The organism is Nitrospira sp. CMX1, assembly GCF_054902215.1.
Genome location: NZ_JBUBKD010000013.1, coordinates 63,405 through 84,232 on the forward strand (window position 1 = coordinate 63,405; position 20,828 = coordinate 84,232).

General features: G+C 55.6%; 17 protein-coding genes and 1 pseudogene. 11 read left to right on the forward strand and 7 right to left on the reverse strand.

Translation table 11 applies throughout. The annotated features are described in order from the left end of the window. The first annotated feature begins 52 nt into the window (after positions 1-52). The 7 genes from trmFO to ACYX34_RS04365 all read left to right on the forward strand — a co-directional run bounded on the left by trmFO (position 53) and on the right by ACYX34_RS04365 (position 6,819). Positions 53-1,369 (forward strand): methylenetetrahydrofolate--tRNA-(uracil(54)-C(5))-methyltransferase (FADH(2)-oxidizing) TrmFO, encoded by a 1,317-nt coding sequence (gene trmFO / locus ACYX34_RS04335; protein WP_462075329.1) that lies wholly within the window; start codon positions 53-55, stop codon positions 1,367-1,369. Then, positions 1,342-2,280 carry a tyrosine recombinase XerC gene (xerC, locus tag ACYX34_RS04340; protein WP_462075330.1) on the forward strand — a complete coding sequence of 313 codons (939 nt, stop codon included), beginning with the start codon at positions 1,342-1,344 and terminating at the stop codon, positions 2,278-2,280. The genes trmFO and xerC overlap by 28 nt, the downstream gene beginning before the upstream one ends. Further along, positions 2,277-2,813 (forward strand): ATP-dependent protease subunit HslV, encoded by a 537-nt coding sequence (gene hslV, locus ACYX34_RS04345; RefSeq protein WP_462075331.1) that lies wholly within the window; start codon positions 2,277-2,279, stop codon positions 2,811-2,813. The genes xerC and hslV overlap by 4 nt, the downstream gene beginning before the upstream one ends. Positions 2,814-2,819: 6 nt before the next feature. Continuing rightward, complete coding sequence (hslU, locus tag ACYX34_RS04350; RefSeq protein ID WP_462075332.1) at positions 2,820-4,220, forward strand: ATP-dependent protease ATPase subunit HslU; 1,401 nt, start codon at positions 2,820-2,822, stop codon at positions 4,218-4,220. A gap of 29 nt (positions 4,221-4,249) precedes the next feature. Further along, positions 4,250-5,146 (forward strand): acetylglutamate kinase, encoded by an 897-nt coding sequence (gene argB / locus ACYX34_RS04355; RefSeq protein WP_462075333.1) that lies wholly within the window; start codon positions 4,250-4,252, stop codon positions 5,144-5,146. A gap of 26 nt (positions 5,147-5,172) precedes the next feature. Further along, positions 5,173-6,039, forward strand: coding sequence for a M28 family peptidase (locus ACYX34_RS04360; protein ID WP_462075334.1), 867 nt, complete (start codon positions 5,173-5,175; stop codon positions 6,037-6,039). An 84-nt stretch (positions 6,040-6,123) separates the two neighbouring features. After that, positions 6,124-6,819 carry a hypothetical protein gene (locus ACYX34_RS04365; RefSeq protein WP_462075335.1) on the forward strand — a complete coding sequence of 232 codons (696 nt, stop codon included), beginning with the start codon at positions 6,124-6,126 and terminating at the stop codon, positions 6,817-6,819. Between the two features lie 36 nt (positions 6,820-6,855). Here ACYX34_RS04365 and ACYX34_RS04370 read toward each other — a convergent pair whose 3' ends face one another. Continuing rightward, a complete protein-coding gene (locus ACYX34_RS04370) occupies positions 6,856-7,392 on the reverse strand; it encodes a gamma carbonic anhydrase family protein (RefSeq protein WP_462075336.1) in 537 nt (178 codons plus the stop codon). Between the two features lie 82 nt (positions 7,393-7,474). Between ACYX34_RS04370 and rimO the strand changes: the two genes are divergently transcribed. Beyond that, the gene (gene rimO, locus ACYX34_RS04375; protein WP_462075337.1) at positions 7,475-8,917 is read left to right on the forward strand and encodes a 30S ribosomal protein S12 methylthiotransferase RimO; all 1,443 of its coding nucleotides are present in this window, start codon (positions 7,475-7,477) and stop codon (positions 8,915-8,917) included. A gap of 61 nt (positions 8,918-8,978) precedes the next feature. Next, a complete protein-coding gene (gene purU, locus ACYX34_RS04380; RefSeq protein WP_462075338.1) occupies positions 8,979-9,845 on the forward strand; it encodes a formyltetrahydrofolate deformylase in 867 nt (288 codons plus the stop codon). A 73-nt stretch (positions 9,846-9,918) separates the two neighbouring features. Here the strand turns inward: purU and ACYX34_RS04385 are convergent, their stop codons facing one another. From ACYX34_RS04385 to ACYX34_RS04400, 4 genes are all read right to left on the reverse strand, one after another. Further along, on the reverse strand, positions 9,919-11,403 hold the full coding sequence (locus ACYX34_RS04385; protein WP_462075339.1) for a DegQ family serine endoprotease: 1,485 nt from the start codon (positions 11,401-11,403) through the stop codon (positions 9,919-9,921). A gap of 137 nt (positions 11,404-11,540) precedes the next feature. Beyond that, complete coding sequence (locus tag ACYX34_RS04390) at positions 11,541-12,944, reverse strand: sensor histidine kinase (protein WP_462075340.1); 1,404 nt, start codon at positions 12,942-12,944, stop codon at positions 11,541-11,543. 105 nt (positions 12,945-13,049) lie between these two features. Further along, positions 13,050-13,721, reverse strand: coding sequence for a response regulator transcription factor (locus ACYX34_RS04395; protein ID WP_462075341.1), 672 nt, complete (start codon positions 13,719-13,721; stop codon positions 13,050-13,052). Between the two features lie 150 nt (positions 13,722-13,871). Next, positions 13,872-14,507 (reverse strand): Cif family virulence factor, encoded by a 636-nt coding sequence (locus tag ACYX34_RS04400; protein ID WP_462075342.1) that lies wholly within the window; start codon positions 14,505-14,507, stop codon positions 13,872-13,874. 309 nt (positions 14,508-14,816) lie between these two features. On the opposite strand from ACYX34_RS04400, the gene gcvP reads away from it, so the two are divergent. Then, complete coding sequence (gene gcvP, locus ACYX34_RS04405; RefSeq protein ID WP_462075343.1) at positions 14,817-17,705, forward strand: aminomethyl-transferring glycine dehydrogenase; 2,889 nt, start codon at positions 14,817-14,819, stop codon at positions 17,703-17,705. Positions 17,706-17,834: 129 nt separating this feature from the next. Beyond that, entirely contained in the window at positions 17,835-19,148 is a 1,314-nt protein-coding gene (locus ACYX34_RS04410; RefSeq protein WP_462075344.1) for an aminotransferase class V-fold PLP-dependent enzyme, read from the forward strand. Between the two features lie 140 nt (positions 19,149-19,288). Here the strand turns inward: ACYX34_RS04410 and ACYX34_RS04415 are convergent. Further along, positions 19,289-20,439, reverse strand: a pseudogene (locus ACYX34_RS04415) (SUMF1/EgtB/PvdO family nonheme iron enzyme). Then, positions 20,436-20,606, reverse strand: a complete 171-nt coding sequence (locus ACYX34_RS04420; RefSeq protein ID WP_462075345.1) for a hypothetical protein — start codon at positions 20,604-20,606, stop codon at positions 20,436-20,438. The pseudogene ACYX34_RS04415 and the gene ACYX34_RS04420 overlap by 4 nt, the downstream one beginning before the upstream one ends. Between the last annotated feature and the right edge of the window lie 222 nt (positions 20,607-20,828).

The window sequence follows — 20,828 nt, forward strand, 5'->3', positions numbered from 1 at the left end:
ACTCAAACACGATTCCTAGAATAACCGCCATTCACTGCAAGGAATGCTGATCATGAGAGATGATGTCGTCATCGTAGGTGGGGGTCTGGCTGGATCAGAAGCGGCATGGCAGGCGGCGAATCGCGGCGCCAAGGTGACGCTCTACGAGATGCGCCCGAAGGAGATGACGAAGGCGCACAAGACGGGTGGCTTGGCCGAACTCGTCTGCTCGAACTCGCTCGGCTCTTCCGATCCGCTAAACGCACCGGGCATCCTGAAAGAAGAGATGCGGCGGCTGAATTCGCTGATTATCTCCGCCGCTGAGCAAGCCAAAGTGCCGGCTGGATCGGCGCTGGCTGTTGATCGCGACCAGTTCTCTCAACACATCACTCGAGCCTTGGAAGGTCATCCGAACATCCGCATTCTCCACGAGGAAATTGAGGAGATCCCAACAGACTGCTTCTGCATTGTCGCGACAGGTCCGTTAACCTCGGACAAACTCTCTCAAGCCATCCGCGCGGCCACCAAGTCCCAGCATCTCTATTTTTATGACGCCATCTCGCCGATCGTCGATGCCGATTCCATCAACATGGAGATCGTCTTTCTGGCCTCTCGCTACGACAAGGGCGGGGATGATTATTTAAATTGCCCCATGACGGCAGAGCAGTACAATGCGTTCTACGATGCCTTGATGGCGGCTGAGAAGATCCAGCCAAAAGAATTTGAGAAGACACCCTATTTTGAGGCCTGTGTGCCGATTGAAGTGTTGGCCGAGCGTGGTCGACAGACGATGCAGTTCGGTCCTATGAAACCAGTCGGCCTCAAAGATCCCCGCACTGGGGTGGAACCAGCTGCGGTCGTGCAATTGCGGACTGAGAATATCCATCGCACCTGTTACAACCTGGTAGGGTTTCAAACCAAACTGACGTATCCGGAACAAAAACGTGTCTTCCGTATGATTCCCGGTCTCGAACAGGCAGAATTTCTCCGGTATGGCAGTTTGCATCGCAACACGTTTATCAATTCGCCTCAGTTGCTGATGAACACCTTGCAATTCAAAGCCCGCGCTTCCCTCTTCTTTGCCGGGCAGCTCGTCGGGGTGGAAGGCTATACGGAATCAGCGGCCATGGGGGGCTTCGCTGGTATCAACGCCGCGCGGGCCCTCACCGGACAGCCCTTGATTACACCACCTCCCACGACCGCACATGGCTGCCTCGTGTCCCATGTCGCCTCATCGGATCCTCGTCACTTTCAACCGATGAACACCAATTTCGGTCTGTTCCCACCCCTGTCCAATACGCCAAGGGACAAGGAGAAGAAGCGCCGTGCGCTGAGCCAGCGGGCCCTTGAGGATTTTGACGCATGGAAGACGCAATCAAGGCTTTCGTAATGTACCTCCAGGTCGAACGCAATGCGTCCCCTGAGACGATCCGCAACTATCGCTCAGACCTTCAGCAGCTGACTGGCTTCCTCAGAAGCACCAAGAAGGGCGCCTCGTCCATCCGCGTTGACTCGATCTCCAGCGACGAGATCCGTGCCCATCTCCACTCGTTGGACCGACAAGGCAAGAAAGCGGCGTCCCTGGCGAGAAAGCTGGCAAGCTTGCGCAGTTTCTTCCGCTTCCTCCTTCGTGAAGCACTCGTGAAAACAGATCCGACTGAGACGCTGAGGAGCCCGAGATTGCCCAAACACCTCCCTCGAGTACTCACCAAGGATGACGCGGCGGCTCTCATGACGTTCCCCTCGGAGCCATCGCCCCTCTCCCTCCGTGACCGTGCCCTACTGGAAACGATGTATTCGACCGGCGCGCGAGTGAGCGAGGTCGTGGGGATTAATCTCAATGACCTCGACGAAGCGGACGGCCTCGTCAGCTTGAAGGGGAAGGGCCGCAAGGAACGCTTGGTTCCGATCGGCGATGTGGCGCTGCAGGCCATCCGCGAGTATCGCACGTCCTTGAAGCCGACTCCTCGCAACCGTCATCCGTCGTCCCCGATGTTCTTGAATCATCGTGGTGGACGGCTGACCACCAGAAGCGTCGCTTACATGGTCGCCCGGTACTCCGGTCGTCTCGTCGGTGGCGCGGTCAGTCCCCATGCCCTCCGACATTCGTACGCGACACACCTTCTCGACGAAGGAGCCGACCTCCGATCGATCCAGGAACTACTCGGTCATGCTTCGCTGAGCACCACACAAAAATACACACATGTGGCAATAGACCAATTGCTCGCGGTCTACGACCGTGCCCATCCCCGAGCACACACGGCACGCCCCCCACATGGAAAGGACCACAAGTCATCATGAAAATCCGGTCGACGACCGTGCTTTGTGTCCGTCGTGACGGACGAGTCGCCATGGGCTGTGACGGCCAAGTCACCGTCGGCACCACGGTCATGAAACACAACGCGAAGAAGATTCGGCGCTTGCACCATGATCAGGTCCTGGCAGGATTTGCCGGTGCCACGGCGGACGCGTTCACACTGTTCGAAAAATTCGAGAGCAAATTGGAAGAATATCGTGGGAATCTCACGAGGGCAGCCGTTGAACTCGCGAAGGATTGGCGGACGGATCGCGTGCTTCGCCGCTTGGAAGCCCTCCTGGCCGTTGCCGGGCGTGAGCAGTCGTTTATCATTACCGGGACCGGTGACGTCGTCGAGCCGGAAGACGGGATTCTGGCGATTGGCTCGGGTGGCCCCTATGCTCTGGCAGCGGCCAGAGGATTGCTCCGCCATTCACAATTGGAAGCCCCGGTGATCGTGACTGAATCCCTGACTATCGCGGGATCCATTGATATCTATACAAACCAACAGATTCTTGTTGAAGAACTTCGAGGATAATCCACAATGATGAAGCCGCTCACGACGGAGCCTGTCGCGTTGAATCTCAACAATCTCACTCCCCGTCAGATTGTCGACGAACTGAACCGCTATGTCATCGGACAAAAGGATGCGAAGCGCATGGTCGCCATCGCCCTTCGCAACCGCTGGCGACGCCAACAACTGTCGCCCGACCTTCGCGATGAGGTCATGCCGAAGAACATCATCATGATCGGGCCGACCGGCGTAGGCAAAACGGAGATTGCCCGACGGCTGGCCAAGCTGGCCGAAGCGCCGTTCATCAAGGTCGAAGCGTCGAAGTTCACCGAAGTGGGCTATGTCGGGCGCGATGTGGAATCGATCATTCGCGACCTCACCGAGCTTGCTATTAACATGGTCAAGACCCAACGCCTGGCGTTCGTCCAACACAAGGCCGAACAACAGGCTGAGGAGCGCCTGCTCGACCTCCTCTTGCCTCCGCCCCCACCTCGGCCCGGATTTGTGGACAGCACAACCGAGACGGTCACACAACCTCATCCGGACTCTCATGAAACGACACGGTCGAAACTCCGTCTCCAGTTGCGCGAAGGCAAGATGGATGAACGAACCGTTGAAATGGAAGTCAAAGAGCGGGGAGTTCCGGTCGGCGTCATCTCCAATGTGGGTGGGCTGGATGACATCGAGAACAATCTTCGTGACATGCTGGGTGGCATGTTCCAAGGTAAAAAGAAGAAGCGACTTATGAAGGTGCCCGAAGCGCTGAAACATCTGACGCAGGAGGAAGCCCAGAAGTTGATCGATATGGACGACACCACGCGTGAAGCGATCAACAAGGTAGAACAGACCGGAATCGTCTTTCTGGACGAGATCGACAAGATCGCCGGTCGCGAGCGCACAGCAGGACCCGATGTGTCCCGAGAAGGTGTGCAACGAGATTTGCTGCCCATCGTAGAAGGCTGCACCGTCAACACGAAATATGGCCCGGTCGTGACGGACCACATTCTCTTCATCGCAGCCGGGGCCTTCCATGTGGCCAAACCGTCCGATCTCATTCCAGAGCTCCAAGGGCGCTTCCCAATCCGCGTTGAACTGAGCCCCCTATCCAAAGACGACTTCGTCCGCATTCTCACGGAACCAAAGGGAGCGTTGGTCCGGCAATATCAGGCTTTGATGGCCACGGAAGGACTGGCCATCGAGTTCGCCACGGACGGCTTGGAGGAAATTGCAGAGATCGCTGTCCAAGTGAATGAACGAACCGAGAACATCGGTGCCCGTCGCCTCTTCACCATCATGGAACGGTTGTTGGAAGAAATTTCTTTCGAGGGACCAGGCTGGCCGGACAAGCGGATCAACATCACCGCCACCTACGTCCGGGATCGATTGAAGGATATCGTCAAAGACCAAGATCTGAGCCGGTATATCTTGTAGGAGACCGTTCTGATCGACGGGAGAGGGGCATGAACAAACTCATCAAAAAAGCCGACGTCCTGATCGAAGCTCTTCCGTACATCCGGACGTTTCGTGGAAAAACCGTTGTTGTGAAGTACGGCGGCCACGCAATGACAGACGCATCACTCAAAGAGCGGTTTGCGCAAGATGTCGTCCTCCTGAAATATGTCGGTATCAACCCAGTCATCATTCATGGCGGCGGGCCACAAATCGACAAGATGCTCGATCGACTCGGCATTCAAGCGAAGTTCCGCCATGGTGTCCGGATCACCGACGCAGCCACGATGGAAATCGTGGAGATGGTCCTGGCCGGGAAAATCAACATGGAGCTGACCGACCTGATCACCCGGCATGGCGGCAGCGCGGTTGGGTTGAGCGGGAAGGACGGCGGCTTGATCCTCAGCAAGCCCTTGACGGCGAAGGCCTGGGCGGAAAGCCTCAATCGCGATGTCCATGGAGAAGACAGCGAAGGTGATTTCGGCTTGGTCGGTGACATCGAAAAGGTGGATCCGGGATTGTTACGCAATCTCCAGGAAGACCACTACATCCCGATCATCGCGCCCATCGGCACGGATCGTGAGGGCAATACCTACAACATCAACGCCGATCTCGTGGCCGGAGCGGTCGCCGGAGCCTTGCGGGCGGAAAAACTGCTGATGATGACCGATATCAAAGGCATTCGCGACGCCAACGGGCGCCACCTCTCCACCGTATCCCGTAAAGATGTGCAGCGCATGATGAAGAAAGGGACCATCACGGAAGGGATGATCCCAAAGGTACACGCCTGCTTGGATGCCTTGGGTGACGGGGTTGGGAAAGCCCACATTATTGATGGGCGTATTCCGCACGCCATTCTGCTTGAAATCTTCACGCGGAAGGGTATCGGCACCGAAATCGTGACCTAACCCTCCTGCAGCTGGAAACCAGTTCTGTGCCTATCGATCGGAATCAACTCAGAGAAGATCTTCAGGCCCTGGTGGGGGAACGCCATCCCATCACCTCACCGAACCGCTTACGACAGACGGAGGCCTACCTACACCGTCGCTTCTCGGAAGCAGGGCTAACCGTGACCACGCAACCCTTCCCTGCCTTGGGCGGCACCTCCCACAATGTGATCGGAACGGTGCTTCCGGAGAGAGGCCTATCACAATCTGTACCACCGCTGATCCTTGCTGCACATTTCGATACTGTTGAAGGATCTCCAGGCGCTGACGATAATGCCAGTGCACTCGTCGTGATGCTTCAGGTGGCACGTCAGGTAAGAGCCATGACGTTGGCCAGACCGATCCGTTTCATCGCGTTTAACTTAGAGGAAGAGAACCTGCTCGGTAGCCAGGCCTACACGTCTCTCTTACGGAACAATGGTGAATCCATCCATGGAGCGATCGTATTGGAATGTGTCGGCTATGCAAGCCATCAACCCAATTCACAGAAAATCCCTCCTGGTATCCCAATCGCGGTACCCACAACGGGCAATTTTCTGGCTGTCATCGGTAACGAACGCTCACACCATCTGACCGGCTCTGTTGTCCAGGCCATGAAGCCGCACCTTCCAATTGTTCCGCTGATCGTGCCGGGCAACGGAGAAAAGCTCCCAGACACGAGACGGAGCGACCACACCTCGTTCTGGGAGCAGGGATTCCCCGCTGTCATGCTGACTGATACTGCCAACTTCCGAAACCCCCATTACCATCGTTCGACCGACACGCTCGACACGTTGAGTCTCGACTTCATTGCTGCCGTCGCCAATGGCCTCAAGGCCACCGTCATTGAGTTAGCTAGTCGACCATCTACATAGCTTTGGAGCATTTGATTTCGATAGACTGCCGGCTGCTTGTGTGGTTGAAGGGTTATTCGATACCCGCCATGGGACAAGACATCTATGAAAAAACCAGTATCTGGTTCAGCTCGACGTATAATCACCGATGTATTCACCCACCTCGATTACAAGCGCCTGGAGTCCGTCTATTGCTACGAAGGCGGCAATGAGTTCTGGCGCGCCAAGCGGGAACCCTGCCGAAAGTTAGGGACACTGGTAGCCGAAGCTCTCGTCAAGAAGTTACCTCGTGGCGGCCGAAGCCTCTACATAGGAGCCGGCGTGGCGGAACTTCCGGTGCTGATTGCAGAATCCATCGATCGTGAACGATACGTTGAACCCTATAACCTTAGACGATCAGAGGTCACGATTCTCAACCGCGCTTGTCGCGACCTGCCGGTGCGCTTCCTTGCTCGCGATGCCTCCTCGGCACAAGGGCGTTTCGACCATCTCTGGATGGTCAGCGTCCTCAACGATCCCGAACGATTTCCGCATCTCTCCCCCCTGTCCTATGGCCAAGCAGATCCGGTGACATTCAATCCTATTGAGTTTCAGAAGGAACGGCGGATTGTGCAGACGATCGTCAATCGATGTCTGCCGAAATTGACAATCCCCGGTCTGGTGACAACGTCAACGGAAGAAGCGGTGTGGATTGCAGACTGGTGCCACCGGCACCACGTTCCGTATCGTGTGGAACGAAGACGATATCCCACGGCACTCGTCGGCGATCCGATCTGTTTTATCAAGGTTGGGAAGAGGTAAAAGGGGAGAAGTAAGAAAGTCGACGATCGTGATCTATCAGAGTTCAAAACCGGTCTTCTTCGATGGATCGCCCATGTACTGCCTGGCATATCGCACATAGTTGCCCGCCGATTCCTTGATCCAGGCTAATTCCTTCTCGGTGACCGATCGCTTGACCTTTGCAGGTGACCCGAGGATGAGACTCTTCGGCGGCACGATCGTTCCTTCGACAACCAAGGCTCCGGCTCCCACTACCGAATCCTCGCCGATCACAGCGCCATCCATGATGATGGCTCCCATCCCCACCAGGACGCGATCATGGATCGTACAGCCGTGTAGAACGACGTTATGACCGATCGTGACGTCGCTGCCCATGATTAGGGGATGTGTATCATGTGTCACATGTAGCATGCAGAGGTCTTGCACATTTGTCCGTTTGCCGATCCTGATATAGTTTACATCGCCTCGTATCACGGCGTTGAACCACACGCTGCAGTCCTCGCCCATCACCACATCGCCGACCACCACAGCCGTTTCTTCTATAAAGCATGACTTGGGAATGGTCGGTTTGATGCCCTGAAAAGTTCGAATCATGAGGGGCACTCTAGGGGAATTGCTCGAGCTTCCGCAAGGGGCGCATTGACAGCCTTTTTGACCTTCCCGTAGACTGCCTGGCATGTCACAACCTCTGATTACTCCAACACGCGCGCGCTCCACGAAGACCGCCCGCGTCAATCGATCTGCAACAACCATCGGTTTCGTCAACCTCGGCTGCTCTAAGAATCAGGTCGACTCAGAAATTATGCTCGGGACATTGGTCACGGAAGGGTTTCAACTGACCGGCGATCCAACACAAGCCGACGTGGTCATCGTCAATACCTGCGGTTTCATCGAAGAGGCCAAACAAGAATCGATCAACACGATTCTCGAACATGGGCACCTTAAGAAGACCGGACGTTGTCGCGTGCTGATCGCTGCCGGCTGCCTAGCCCAACGGTATCAAGGAGACTTGTTGAAAGAGTTGCCGGAGTTGGACGGGGTCGTCGGCACCGGTGAATTCGGTAAGATCGCGGATATTTGCCGCGATCTATTGGTCCCCAAAAAACGACACAAGCGCCTCTGGATCAGTCAACCTCCCTATCTGTATGACGAACTGGCTCCCCGTCTCAGACTCGGCAAACAGCACAGCGCCTACGTCAAAATCGCCGAAGGCTGCAATCGCAACTGTACGTTCTGCGCGATCCCGTTGATGCGTGGGAAACAGCGCAGCCGACCGGTGGAATCTATCGTGGCAGAAGCACGCCGGCTTGCTGCCGAAGGAGTCAAGGAGATCAACCTCATCTCGCAAGACACCATGAACTATGGTGTCGATCTCGGTCTTCGCCAAGGCCTCGTGTCACTCCTTCGTGAATTGGTCAAAGTGGATGGCCTCCAATGGATCCGACCTTTTTATCTGTATCCCCAACAAGTCACGGATGAGTTGCTGGACCTCTATGCCGAGGAAGACAAGATTACCAAGTACATTGATATGCCGCTCCAGCACATTAATGATCGGATGCTTACCCGGATGCATCGCCTAGGAAATCGCACAACCATCGAATCACTCGTCGATCGTATCCGAACCCGTATCCCCGGAGTCACCTTCCGAACGGCGTTCATTGTCGGCTTCCCTGGAGAAACCGAGGCTGCGTTCACCGAGCTGCGCACATATGTGGAACAGGCGGAGTTCGACCGAGTCGCAGTATTTGTGTATTCAGATGAGGACGATACCCCGGCAGCCGAGTTAGATGACAAAGTCGAGCAGGACGTGATGGAAGACCGTCGTAATATGATCCTCTCCGCCCAGGAAACGATTGCCGCTTCAAAAGGGAGGGCTAGAATCGGCTCGATCCTCGATGTGCTGATTGATGGGCGATCTGAAGAGACAGAGGGCGTTCTCGAAGGGCGTCATGAAGGGCTTGCTCCTGAAATAGACGGCGTCGTCTATGTCGACGAGGACTCAGCCGATGCCGGCGGCAAGACTTCGGAACCGGCACCTGGTGACTTCTGCAGAGTCGAGATCACCGACGCCGCGGGATTCGATCTCGTCGGACGCATCGTGACGACACCTGTCCACTGAAAACGGCATCTTGCCGCTCTTCATACACTGATCGTAACAACTCCGGAAGGAGTACACACCCATGACGTCACGGAAGAAGGACTCGATCGTGCTCCTGATCCGCTGTAAAGATCGCAAGGGCATCGTTGCACGCGTATCGGGATTCATTCACGATTTCGGCGGCAACATTCTCGACTCCGATCACCACACCGATGAGGATACCAACGATTTTCTCATGCGGATGGAATTTGCCACGGATGGACTTCAGATGCCCCCCAGCGATATTCCAGCCGCCTTTGATCCAATCGCGAAAGTCTATGAAATGCACTATGAGGTGTATCCGTCCAGCCAACGACCTCGTGTCGCCCTTCTGGTCTCGAAACAGGATCATTGTCTGGCCGACCTTCTCCAACGGCACCGTCGAGACGAGCTGCACATCGATATTCCCATCATCATTTCAAACCACGACACATGTGCAAGTTGGGCTGAGCTTTTTAACATCCCCTATGCCGTCTATCCCGTCACGAAGGAAACCAAACCCCGACAGGAACAACAGGTCGTCGCCTTGCTGAAAGAACATCGCATCGAGCTTGTGGTCATGGCGCGCTATATGCAGATTCTCAGCGCGGATTTTCTGGCACAGGTCGGCTGCCCCGTCATCAACATTCACCATTCCTTTCTTCCGGCCTTTATCGGAGCCAACCCCTACCGACAGGCCTACGACCGCGGCGTGAAGATCATTGGAGCGACTGCCCATTACGCAACCCAAGACCTGGATGAAGGGCCTATCATCGAACAAGATGTGATTCGTATGGGACACCGAGATACGGTGGAGGATCTCGTTCGGAAAGGGCGAGATCTTGAGGAAGTCGTGCTGGCAAGAGCGGTTCGTCGTCACATTGAGCGCCGGGTCTTAGTGTACGGGAGAAAAACCGTCGTCTTCGACTAAAAGACCTGAAGCCCCAGCAAGAGGGAGCAGGATGTTGCCTCCTCCTCCCTCTACCTTGGAACGAGTACAGTTCTTACACTTTGACGGATACGAACAAGGAACTCCCCTGCCGAGTAACCAGAAGCAGAACGTTGGATCCTTTCTTGAGATCTGCGGACACCTTTTCAAAATCTTTGACTGACTTGATCGGTCGCCGATTCATTTCTTGGATCACGTCACCCACAGAAAGACCGGCCCTCTCGGCGCCGCTGTCTGGATCAACCTTTGTCACCACCACGCCACTCGCTCCATGAAATCCAAGCTGTCTTGCCCGGTCCTGATCCAACTCCTCAACCACAAGACCCGACAGAGCATCGTCGGAACCTCCGTACTGCATCTTCGCGACCTTAGATTCGTCAGGCTGCTCACCCACCCTGACGGTCAACTCACGTTCATTTCCATCACGAATGACGTTGAGTGTCACCTTGACACCAACAGTGGTCCTGGTGACGAGTCGTTGTAAGGCGACCCCATCTTCCACCGGAGTCCCTTGATAGCTGACGATCACGTCCCCCTGCTTGAGGCCGGCCTGATCCGCAGGACTCCCTGCCTTCACATCGCTGATCAATGCCCCTTTCGCATCCTTGAGGCCAAATGACGCGGCCAGATCCTGGCTCAATCCCTGAAGCCCTATCCCCAGATATCCTCTGACAACCTTGCCAGACTTGATCAGGCTCTCATAAATCGGCTTGACCATCGTGGTCGACACAGCGAACCCCACGCCTTGATATCCTCCTGTCTGTGAAAAGATGGCCGTGTTGATGCCCACCAGCTCCCCCTTGGTATTCACCAGCGCACCGCCCGAGTTGCCAGGGTTAATGGCGGCGTCCGTCTGAATAAAATCCTCGTACTGAGTGATCCCCATTTGGCCGCGACCCACCGCGCTCACGATCCCAAGCGTCACGGTGGAATTGAGCCCAAAGGGGTTGCCGACCGCTAAGACATACTCACCGACTTGAAGATTTGACGCATCACCCCAAGTCACGGTCGGAAGATGGCCGGCATTGATCTTGATCACGGCAAGGTCACTTTTCGGATCCACTCCGACAATCTTGCCCTTAAATTCCCGTTTATCGGGAAGGGTAACGCTGACCTCTCGGGCCTGGGCAATCACATGATTATTCGTCACAATATAGCCATCCGACGAAATGATCACACCGGATCCTTGTCCTTTCCGAGGCGTTCGATGGTCAAACGGGGCCTCTGGTCGACGCCCACGAGGTCCAAATGGTTTCCCGAAGAATTCCTCCATTCGTTCTCGTAGCTCATCCGGAACGGGTGAGCCATCTGTCACATGCTCCGTTATGACCGTCGTAATGTTCACGACCGCCGGAGTGACTCGTTTGGCGACGTCTGTAAAGCCTGGCGCTGGCTGAACAGTGGCGGCAGGTACGACGCCCTGTGAGGGGGCATTGGATGCATGGGACAGGGTGAGTGAGTGGCCACCCCATATTAGGGCCCCGCTCACCAGTCCGATTCCAACAATAGAACCGATCGTACGATAGGGATGCGATGACATGATTCCCTCCTTTATCATGCTGCAGATCATGCTCTCGAGATTCTTCGAACTCATCACTGCGCGGACTGTTGTCCGGTATCAAGTACCAGATCTAACAATCGGTGATGAGAGGAAGATTAATCGAGGATTAAACGTGGCTAAGCTGGAAGAGTGACGAGCGGCAGCACGACCGTAAAGGTCGATCCTTGGCCGAGTTCACTCTTGACCTCGACCCGCCCCTTATGGAGATCTGCAATCCAGGCGCAAATGGCAAGCCCGAGCCCTGTTCCCTTCTTGGTGTGGGAACGGGCCACATCCGTGCGGTAGAACCGTTGGAAAATCTTCTTGTGGTCGGCCTCTGCAATGCCGATCCCATGGTCGGTGATGGAAAGTCTGGCTTCCTGTCCGTTCTTCAACAACGAGATCTCGACCTTGCCGCCAGGATTCGAATACTTCATCGCATTTTCAACGAGATTGAGCAGGAGCTCACGAAGCCGCAGGTCATCCCCTTGGACAATGACGGGCATGACGGTTCCCAGCACCACTTCGATCTGTCGTTCATGTCCCAGCAACTTCGCCTGGCGATGGACGTCTTCCACCAGCGCCTGCAGGACCACCGGCATAGACTCGACCTTCACCTCCCCCATATCGGCGCGCGAAAGAAACAGCAGTTCATCCACGATGCGGGTCATCCGATCAATCTCTTCGAGGTTGCTCTCCAACACCGCCTTGTAATCTTCAAGCGGACGAGACTTCCTCAAAACCAGATCTGTTTCGCCTTTCATCACGGTCAGCGGCGTTCTCAACTCATGCGACGCATCGCTGGTGAATTGGCGGATTTGGCGAAACGAGGCATCCAATCGGCCGATCATGTTGTTGAAGGTAGCCGCCAGACGCCCGATTTCATCGTGGGCCCCAGGTATACTGAGCCGCTGACTGAGATCTCCCGCGGCAATCCGCTGCGCAGCCAGAGTAATCCTATCGACCGGGCGAAGCGCCCGCCCTGCCAGAAACCAGCCTCCAGCAAGCGACACGGCCAGCGCAATCGGGATCGCCACCACAACCAGGACGAGGAATCGATGGAGTGTCTCTCCGACTGACTCCATCGACGTACCAACCTGCACGATATACAACAGATTGCTTCGGTACATGATCGGCATAGAAATCAACCGCAAGGGAGGCTCCTTCGGGTACTTGGCCGACTCATAAATACTCTCCCCGGCGAACGCGGCGTCGAGGGCCGTCCGGCTCAGTGGAACCTCGTGCTGTTTGATGTTCGGGGAGCGAATCGTAATGGTGCCGGAAGGACTGAAGATCTGGAAGAACTTATCGATTCGCGTCAGCTCCGGAAACTGAGAGAGGAGTACCTCTTCATCGATCAGAGGAAGAAATCCGTGCGTTTCGAGCAAGCGCACGGCCGTCGTCGCCGTATCTTCCAATGACTCATCGACGGTGTCGCGGAGATTTCGCGCCGTAATGGCGTAGAGAACCACGGAGAACACGATCAAGACCAGCGCGAGCACGGTCCCATACCAGAGTGTCAACCGGACACGTAGCGGCATCAGAGACCTCCTGACTGATGAAGGCGAACAAGAATCGCGGTGCTATCTCGGTACCGGACTGCCGCAATAGCGTCGTAGGTGGGGGACACCAGTGTCCGCATCTTGCTAGTCGGCCTTGAGCATGTATCCGCTTCCGCGGATCGTATGGATCAATTTCTTCGTCCGACCTCGGTCGATCTTGTTCCGGAGATAGTTCACATAGACATCGATGACGTTCGTAAAGGTGTCGAAGTCTTGATTCCATACGTGCTCAGAAATCATCGGTCTGGTGAGTACCCGACCGGTATGACGCATCAAGTATTCCAGCAAGGCATATTCTTTCAGAGTCAGCTCGATGCGTTGCCCTCCTCGTGTCACCTCACGCGTCGCCGGGTTGAGCAGCAAGTCATCGACTTGGAGCACTCCCGGACTTTCTGTTGCACCACGGCGCAGTAAGGCACGAACCCGCGCCAATAGCTCATCGATGGCAAATGGTTTCGTGAGATAGTCGTCGGCACCAGCATCCAGTCCTTTGACTCGCTGATCGATCTGCGATTGAGCGGACAGAATCAACACCGGCGTTTGAATCCGTTCACGACGAAGATTCTTGAGCACATCCAACCCCGACATACCCGGCAACATGACATCGACCACCAGGAGATCATAGTTGGTCGCCAATGCCATCTCTAACCCCTTCGCCCCGTCTTCGCAGAGATCGACGGCATAGCTTTCTTCTTCCAATGCCCGCTTAATAAAGCAGCCGACTTTGGTTTCGTCTTCGAGAACAAGCACCCGCATACCCACTCCCGTAAAGATTGATCAGGGGGTGATTATACCAAACGACGCACGATGAATCTCGGAACCCAAGAAAGCTGGGGGGAATTCCCTCTCACATGCGGCGACAGGCCCAGGATGAATCAGAGGGACAGCGACTTCAACCGCACCCTACTAGGTGGAGTCACCGGGGAAGGTCTGTTCCAGAGAGCTGATCATCGGTTTCCCATCGCGGATAGTGAAGAGGAGGGTTTCTTCGCCTTCTGCCTTGAATTCATGATTGGCTGGTCGAAGGGTTTCGGTCGACTTAAAGGATACCTTGGCGCTTCGCTCATCCGCAGCCAACGAGACTGATGTATTTGTGCGTGTGAAATCATTGTTGCTGGGGAAGGCGAATGCCATGGCCAATGTCTTGCGATAGTCATCCCGTGTCAACAAAGCCGTTTGCTGCTGTGGGCCTTGCTTCAGATGGATGGTGATCATCGCGTCATGCGAAATGTGACGGAGGACACCATCGACATCTTTTCGACGAACGGCGTCGTCGAGCGTTGCGAGAAGCCGGTCAATTCCTTCGCGTGTGAGGCGCACGTCCATCGTCCCGGAATTCGATTGGCGCTCCGTCAGGGACGCGGTTTGCTGAGGAGAAGGTGCCAAAAAGGTGGTTGGTAACCCCTGGCCGTTAAAGAGCACGTATCCACCTCCGGCCAGGAGGCTGATGGCCAGTGTGAGGACGAGGGCGGTTCCTTTAAAGGAACGCCCCGTGGATGGCTTCTCAGAATTCTGACTGGAGCTTCGACTTGTGGCGAGCATGGTCAACGCTCCGGACTCGATTGATCACTTCACAATAACGTGAATTCTTCAAAAAGCAACGAAAGAGCGAGGCTGTGCACGCTCGTGACGCTCGGAGAATGAGCCGAATAGTTCCGGAGGGTAAAGATGGACCTCACACCTGATTATTCAGCGCTCTTCATCGTCGCCATGACCTTTCTGAACAAGGAGCAGGTCAGTCGCTTGGAAATGTAGTGATCCCATGGTAGGCTGCGCGGTTAACACGATGACCCATAGGCCTAGCACGAGCGGCAGCAATCTGGACAATCACAAAATGGGATGGACGACTTCATGAACACTCCGACCTGGCTTCAACCGACGGACGACTTTGTGCATCGACACCTTGGGCCAACAAACGCAGATCTTCAAGAGATGCTGGCGACTTTAGGCCACCAGTCGCTCGAGACATTAGTCGACACGACGGTTCCGCCTGATATCCGTCTTCGACAAACTCTGGACCTTCCCGACGGCGAAGGCGAGCAAGCTGTTCTCGCACGACTGCAGGGGATCGCGGCCCAGAACAAGGTGTATCGGTCGCTGATTGGCATGGGATACTACGACTGTGTCACGCCCGGGGTCATTCAACGGAACATTCTTGAAAATCCAGCCTGGTATACGCAGTACACTCCGTATCAGGCCGAAATCTCACAAGGCCGCTTGGAGGCTCTTGTCACGTTTCAGACCATGGTCGGGGATTTGACCGGGCTCCCGCTGGCCAATGCATCCCTCTTGGATGAAGCGACGGCTGCCGCGGAGGCAATGGCGATGTGCTACGCGATCGCCCGCCATGCTGGTCAGGAACGCCATGAGTTCTTCGTCTCACGAGACTGCCATCCACAAACCCTCGCCGTGCTGCAAACAAGGGCTGAACCCCTAGGCATTATTCTCAAAACGGGAGTCCCATCGACCACTGATTGTACGCGCCCGGAACTGTGCGGCATCCTCCTGCAGTACCCTGCCACGGACGGTTATGTAGGTGATTTTAGTCAGTTGGTGACCCAGGCTCATGAAGCCGGGATTCTAGTCGTCGTGGCCACCGATCTCCTCGCACTCACGATCCTCCGTTCACCCGGAGAATTCGGCGCTGATATTGCCGTTGGCTCGACCCAACGGTTCGGCGTCCCAATCGGTTTCGGGGGACCTCATGCCGCGTTTCTGGCGACTAAAGAAGAATTCAAACGGCAGATACCTGGTCGACTCGTCGGTGTCTCCAAGGATGTCACCGGCAAGCCGGCCATTCGGCTCTCCCTTCAAACACGCGAGCAGCACATCCGACGAGAAAAAGCCACGAGTAACATCTGTACCGCCCAGGTCTTGCTGGCCGTCATGGCCGCCATGTTCGCGGTCTACCATGGGCCGGAAGGGTTGCGTCGCATCGCCGAACGGGTCCATGGCTTGACGCTCTTGCTCGCGGAGGGCCTGCGTCGCCTGGGCTTCGAGGTGTTGCCCAAGGTCTTTTTCGATACGATTCGAGTACCGATATCCAAGCCTCAAGTCGAGCAGATCGTCGCGAGGGCAGAGGCGCAAGGGATCAATTTCCGACAGTACGAAGACGGCTCCATCGGCCTGTCGCTCGACGAAGTCAGCTCCGAGCAGGAAGTCCTCCGCCTCCTGCAGATCTTCGTTGGCCATGACCAGTTGCCGTTCCGCCTTTCGGATCTTGTCTCTTCCATTAATCTCACATACCCCACTCCATTGATGAGGGTCAGTCCGTATCTCACGCATGAGGTGTTCCACCGCTATAACTCTGAACACGAAATGCTCCGCTATCTCTATCGACTGCAAGCGCGAGACCTCTCGCTGGTGCACTCGATGATCCCGCTGGGCTCCTGCACGATGAAACTCAATGCCACATCAGAAATGCTGCCGGTGACCTGGCCGGAGTTCGCCCGTCTCCATCCATTTGCCCCAGTTGACCAAACGCGTGGCTATCAAACCTTGTTTCGTCAACTGGAAGGCTGGTTGGCCGAGATTGCAGGATTCGCGGCTTTCTCGCTGCAACCGAACGCCGGATCTCAGGGCGAGTATTCCGGTTTGATGGTGATTCGGGCGTACCATCGGTCAAGGGGAGAGACCCATCGAGATGTCTGCTTGATTCCTGTTTCTGCTCACGGCACGAACCCCGCCAGCGCGGCGATGGTCGGCATGACGGTGGTGGTCGTCGCATGCGATCGGAACGGAAATGTGGATGTCGCTGATCTGGAAACCAAAGCGGCGCAATATCGAGACCGATTGGCGGCACTGATGCTGACCTATCCCTCCACCCACGGAGTGTTTGAGGCCAGCGTGCGGCGCATTTGCCAAATCGTCCATACCCACGGGGGACAGGTGTATATCGACGGAGCCAATATGAATGCCATGGTCGGCCTCTGCCGTCTGGGCGACATTGGAGCCGATGTATGCCACCTCAATCTCCATAAGACGTTTTGTATTCCCCATGGCGGCGGCGGGCCGGGCGTGGGACCCATCGGCGTCGCGCAGCATCTGGTGCCGTTTTTACCAGGGCACCCCGTGGTCAAGCTTGGTGGCCCACAGACCATCGGCCCCGTATCGGCAGCACCGTTCGGCAGCCCAGGTATTCTTCCTATCTCCTGGACCTATATCGCCATGATGGGACGAGAGGGCCTGACCAAGGCCACACAGGTAGCTATCCTCAATGCCAACTACATGGCCAAGCGTCTGGAGAAGTACTACTCGATTCTGTACCGAGGAGATTCAGGACTGGTGGCGCATGAATTCATTGTGGACCTGCGTGAATTCAAGGAAAGCGCCGGCGTTGAGGCGATGGATGTCGCCAAGCGCTTGATGGACTACGGCTTCCATGCGCCGACCGTGTCGTTCCCCGTAGCCGGCACACTCATGATCGAACCGACGGAGAGCGAGTCGAAGCACGAACTCGATCGTCTCTGCGAAGCGCTCATCTTGATCCGCGCAGAGATTCAGGAGATCATCGACGGTCGCCAGCCACGGACCAACAATGTGCTCAAGAACGCACCTCATACCGCCGCGAGCGTGACCGCCACGGAATGGAACCGACCCTATAGCCGCGAACAAGCGGCGTTTCCCGCCTCCTGCGTCAAACACAGCAAGTTCTGGCCGAGTGTCAGTCGAATCGATGAGGCCTACGGCGACCGCCATCTCGTCTGCAGCTGTCCGCCGATTGAGACGTATCAGAACTAACAGAACCTCCTGTACCAGGTCCGCCCCCTGGCTGGTTCATCAGTCAGGGGCTTCGTTTGCGTCTCTCCTTGCCTGATTTTCCAAACAAGCAGTACAGTACGGAGGATTCATGTATGAGGAGGGCACTCTATGATCGACATCGGACGTCGAGGCTTTCTGGTCCGGACAGGCTTAGCCTTAGGTGCAGCGGTACTAGCTGGTGCCCACAGTCACACCCATGCCGAACCTCCACAAAGAAAACTTGATAACTGGGATGAGGTTCGCGCTCAGTTTCCCCTCTCTCCACAGCTTATCCACTTAGCCGCGTTCTTCCTTGCATCCCATCCCACCCCGGTGCGTGAGGCCATCGAACGACACCGAGCCGGACTGGATGCCAATCCCATCGGCTATTGGGTTGAACATGAAGAGAAACAGGACGCGAAGGTGCTCCAGGCGGCTGCCGAGTATCTGGGAGGCTATCCCACCGATATCGCCCTCACCGACAGCACGACAATGGGACTGGGGCTACTCTATGGTGGTCTCAAGCTTGGTAACGAGCAGGAAATTCTGACAACGACCCATGACCACTATTCGACGGAAACTGCGCTGCGTCTTCGCGCCGAACGGACAGGCGCCATGGTACGACAGATTCACCTCTATCGTTCACTCAAGACCGTTTCACGCGATGAAATCGTCGAATCGCTGCGAAAAAGCATCACCCCGATGACGCGCATTGTGGCCGTCACCTGGGTCCATTCCAGCACAGGGCTTAAACTGCCTATTCATGAGATGGCGCTGGCGATCCAAGCTATCAATCGCTCGAGAGACGAGCGAGACCGGATCATCTTCTGCGTGGATGGGGTGCATGCCTTGGGAGTTGAAGATTTCCGCGTGAGCGAACTCGGCTGCGACTTCTTGATCGCCGGGACCCACAAGTGGATGTTTGGCCCGCGTGGGACTGGTTTGGTTTGGGGCCACCCAAGAGCATGGCCGATCGCCAGGGCAACGATCCCGACCTTTAGCGGTCAGGCCTACGACCTCTGGATGGAAAACAAATCCTCGAAGGATCTTCCGCCATCCATTCATATGACCCCAGGCGGATTCCATTCCTTCGAACATCGCTGGGCGCTGGACGAAGCCTTCCTGTTTCATCAGGCGATCGGGAAATCCAAAGTGACACAGCGCGTCTATGAATTGAACCAACAACTGAAGCAGGGCTTGGCGGCCATGCCCCATGTCACGCTACACACCCCAATGTCGCAGGATCTGTCGGCGGGAATCGTCTGTTTCGAAGTGGCCGGGCTGTCGCCTCGTCAAGTCGTAGACCAGCTCCGTCAGCACAGCATCGTCGGAAGCGTGACACCCTACGCGACAAAATATGCTCGGCTCGCACCGAGTCTTCTCAACTCACCGAAGGACATCGAGACCACACTGGAAGAGATCAGAAAGCTACGTGCGGCCTAGAAGTTATCTCAAGCCCTCATGACCGTGCTTCGACGCGCTCAGCACGAGCGGAGATAACGTATTTTTAGACTTATACCCGTTCGCCCTGAGCCTGTCGAAGGGTGAACAGTTGCTCGCCTGAATAATAAGGATGCACAGAGTTAGGGAACGTCCTGGACGAGACGAAAACCAATGAAGCCGCTCTGATCGTCGGCCTGGCCCCCATACCGATTCGAAGCACGCAGATTGGTCTGCTTGATACGATATATGCCCATAGCGGTAGGCCCTCCACGGACTACCTTTCCTTTGAGCATATTGCTATACAGACCTGAACACCACTCGCACGCATTTCCCACCATGTCATAGCAGCCATAGGGGCTGACACCGTTGGGGTACTGCGTGACTGGCGTGGTCACACTAAGAATGATGCTAGATAGGATACCAAACATGCCCAGGTACTTATAGTTACATTTTCCTTCATCAAACTCTTCGCCCCATGGGTACTTGCGTCCATCTGTCCCTCGTGCCGCCTTTTCCCACTCTTGCTCCGTCGGTAATCGTTTCCCCACCCACTTCGCATAGGCCTCTGCCTCGTAGTAACTGACACCGACCACGGGATGTTCATCCTTACCCGTCTTGTTCCATTCACAAAAGTATCCTGGGACTTTGGGATTAAATCCATTTGGCCAGTACTGCTTATTTTCGTACCCACCGCTTGAACAAACACTCGATACTTCTCGTTGGTCACAGGGTACTTGTCGATCCAATAGTCATACGGAAGCACTGTCAGAGTGTTATCGTCACCATACAGGAATGGTCCTTTCGGCACTTTCATCATGCCGGGCGCCGGTCTCATTTGAGAAAGTCGCTGTTCTTGGGGCTGCATGCCTGCCGAGGACGATAACGATTCCTCTGGTCGAGGTGGACCGATTATGTTTTCCAAATCCCTCAGGAATCGCTTGAATTCTGGCGAGGGGTCCGTGAAGTTCCATCCAGCTAGCTTCGCAGCCTGAATGGCTCTGAAACCTAGTGGTGGCTTTACGTCATCAATTAGTACTGGATGCAGAATGCCTCGTTCGCGTCCCTCATCCGCCTCCTCCTGCACCCATACCGAGTCTATTGAAGTCTTTGACCACGCCACCACGATACATCGTGCATCGCGCAGTCCCTTCCCAATGAATTCTCGCCATGTCTTGCCAGATGGGATCGTGCGATCCCAAAAGACTGACCAGCCTTGGGCTTCAAGTGCTTCCACTAATGATTGGATCCGGTGAAGATCCTCGTTGGCATAACTGATGAAGATGTCACTCATTTGGCCACCTGCTCATCCAGATGCTTGCGAAAGTCTACGCCAAAGGGGATGGAATCCACGTCGACAAAAACCGACTCTCTCCCAAACTGCTGGACCAGCCGGTCATAGATCCGACCAGTGACATCGGCGCTATCCTTACGCCGATACGAAATCAGGATCTTGCTCATGGTCGTGTTGTACCTAAAAATACGTTCGTGGTGAGCTTGTCGAACCATGAACGGCTTAGATACGAGATCATACGCCCTTCGACGAGTTCAGGGCGAACGGATTGCTCTGCCTCCGCGCCAGATTCTACGCATTTTCACGATGAACGCAAGGTGGGAAGCTTACGATTGGAATCGGTCGGAGCTTTCCGTTAGCTGGAAGCTATTTCGAGTTGGTCAGACAAC

Coding starts and splice junctions, on each gene's coding strand:
- trmFO (WP_462075329.1), top strand. CDS start 53: ATGAGAGATGATGTCGTCATCGTAGGTGGGGGTCTGGCTGGATCAGAA.
- rimO (WP_462075337.1), top strand. CDS start 7,475: ATGTCACAACCTCTGATTACTCCAACACGCGCGCGCTCCACGAAGACC.
- purU (WP_462075338.1), top strand. CDS start 8,979: ATGACGTCACGGAAGAAGGACTCGATCGTGCTCCTGATCCGCTGTAAA.
- ACYX34_RS04385 (WP_462075339.1), bottom strand. CDS start 11,403: ATGTCATCGCATCCCTATCGTACGATCGGTTCTATTGTTGGAATCGGA.
- ACYX34_RS04390 (WP_462075340.1), bottom strand. CDS start 12,944: ATGCCGCTACGTGTCCGGTTGACACTCTGGTATGGGACCGTGCTCGCG.
- ACYX34_RS04370 (WP_462075336.1), bottom strand. CDS start 7,392: ATGATTCGAACTTTTCAGGGCATCAAACCGACCATTCCCAAGTCATGC.
- ACYX34_RS04420 (WP_462075345.1), bottom strand. CDS start 20,606: ATGAGCAAGATCCTGATTTCGTATCGGCGTAAGGATAGCGCCGATGTC.
- ACYX34_RS04365 (WP_462075335.1), top strand. CDS start 6,124: ATGAAAAAACCAGTATCTGGTTCAGCTCGACGTATAATCACCGATGTA.
- hslV (WP_462075331.1), top strand. CDS start 2,277: ATGAAAATCCGGTCGACGACCGTGCTTTGTGTCCGTCGTGACGGACGA.
- ACYX34_RS04400 (WP_462075342.1), bottom strand. CDS start 14,507: ATGCTCGCCACAAGTCGAAGCTCCAGTCAGAATTCTGAGAAGCCATCC.
- gcvP (WP_462075343.1), top strand. CDS start 14,817: ATGAACACTCCGACCTGGCTTCAACCGACGGACGACTTTGTGCATCGA.
- argB (WP_462075333.1), top strand. CDS start 4,250: ATGAACAAACTCATCAAAAAAGCCGACGTCCTGATCGAAGCTCTTCCG.
- ACYX34_RS04395 (WP_462075341.1), bottom strand. CDS start 13,721: ATGCGGGTGCTTGTTCTCGAAGACGAAACCAAAGTCGGCTGCTTTATT.
- ACYX34_RS04410 (WP_462075344.1), top strand. CDS start 17,835: ATGATCGACATCGGACGTCGAGGCTTTCTGGTCCGGACAGGCTTAGCC.
- hslU (WP_462075332.1), top strand. CDS start 2,820: ATGATGAAGCCGCTCACGACGGAGCCTGTCGCGTTGAATCTCAACAAT.
- xerC (WP_462075330.1), top strand. CDS start 1,342: ATGGAAGACGCAATCAAGGCTTTCGTAATGTACCTCCAGGTCGAACGC.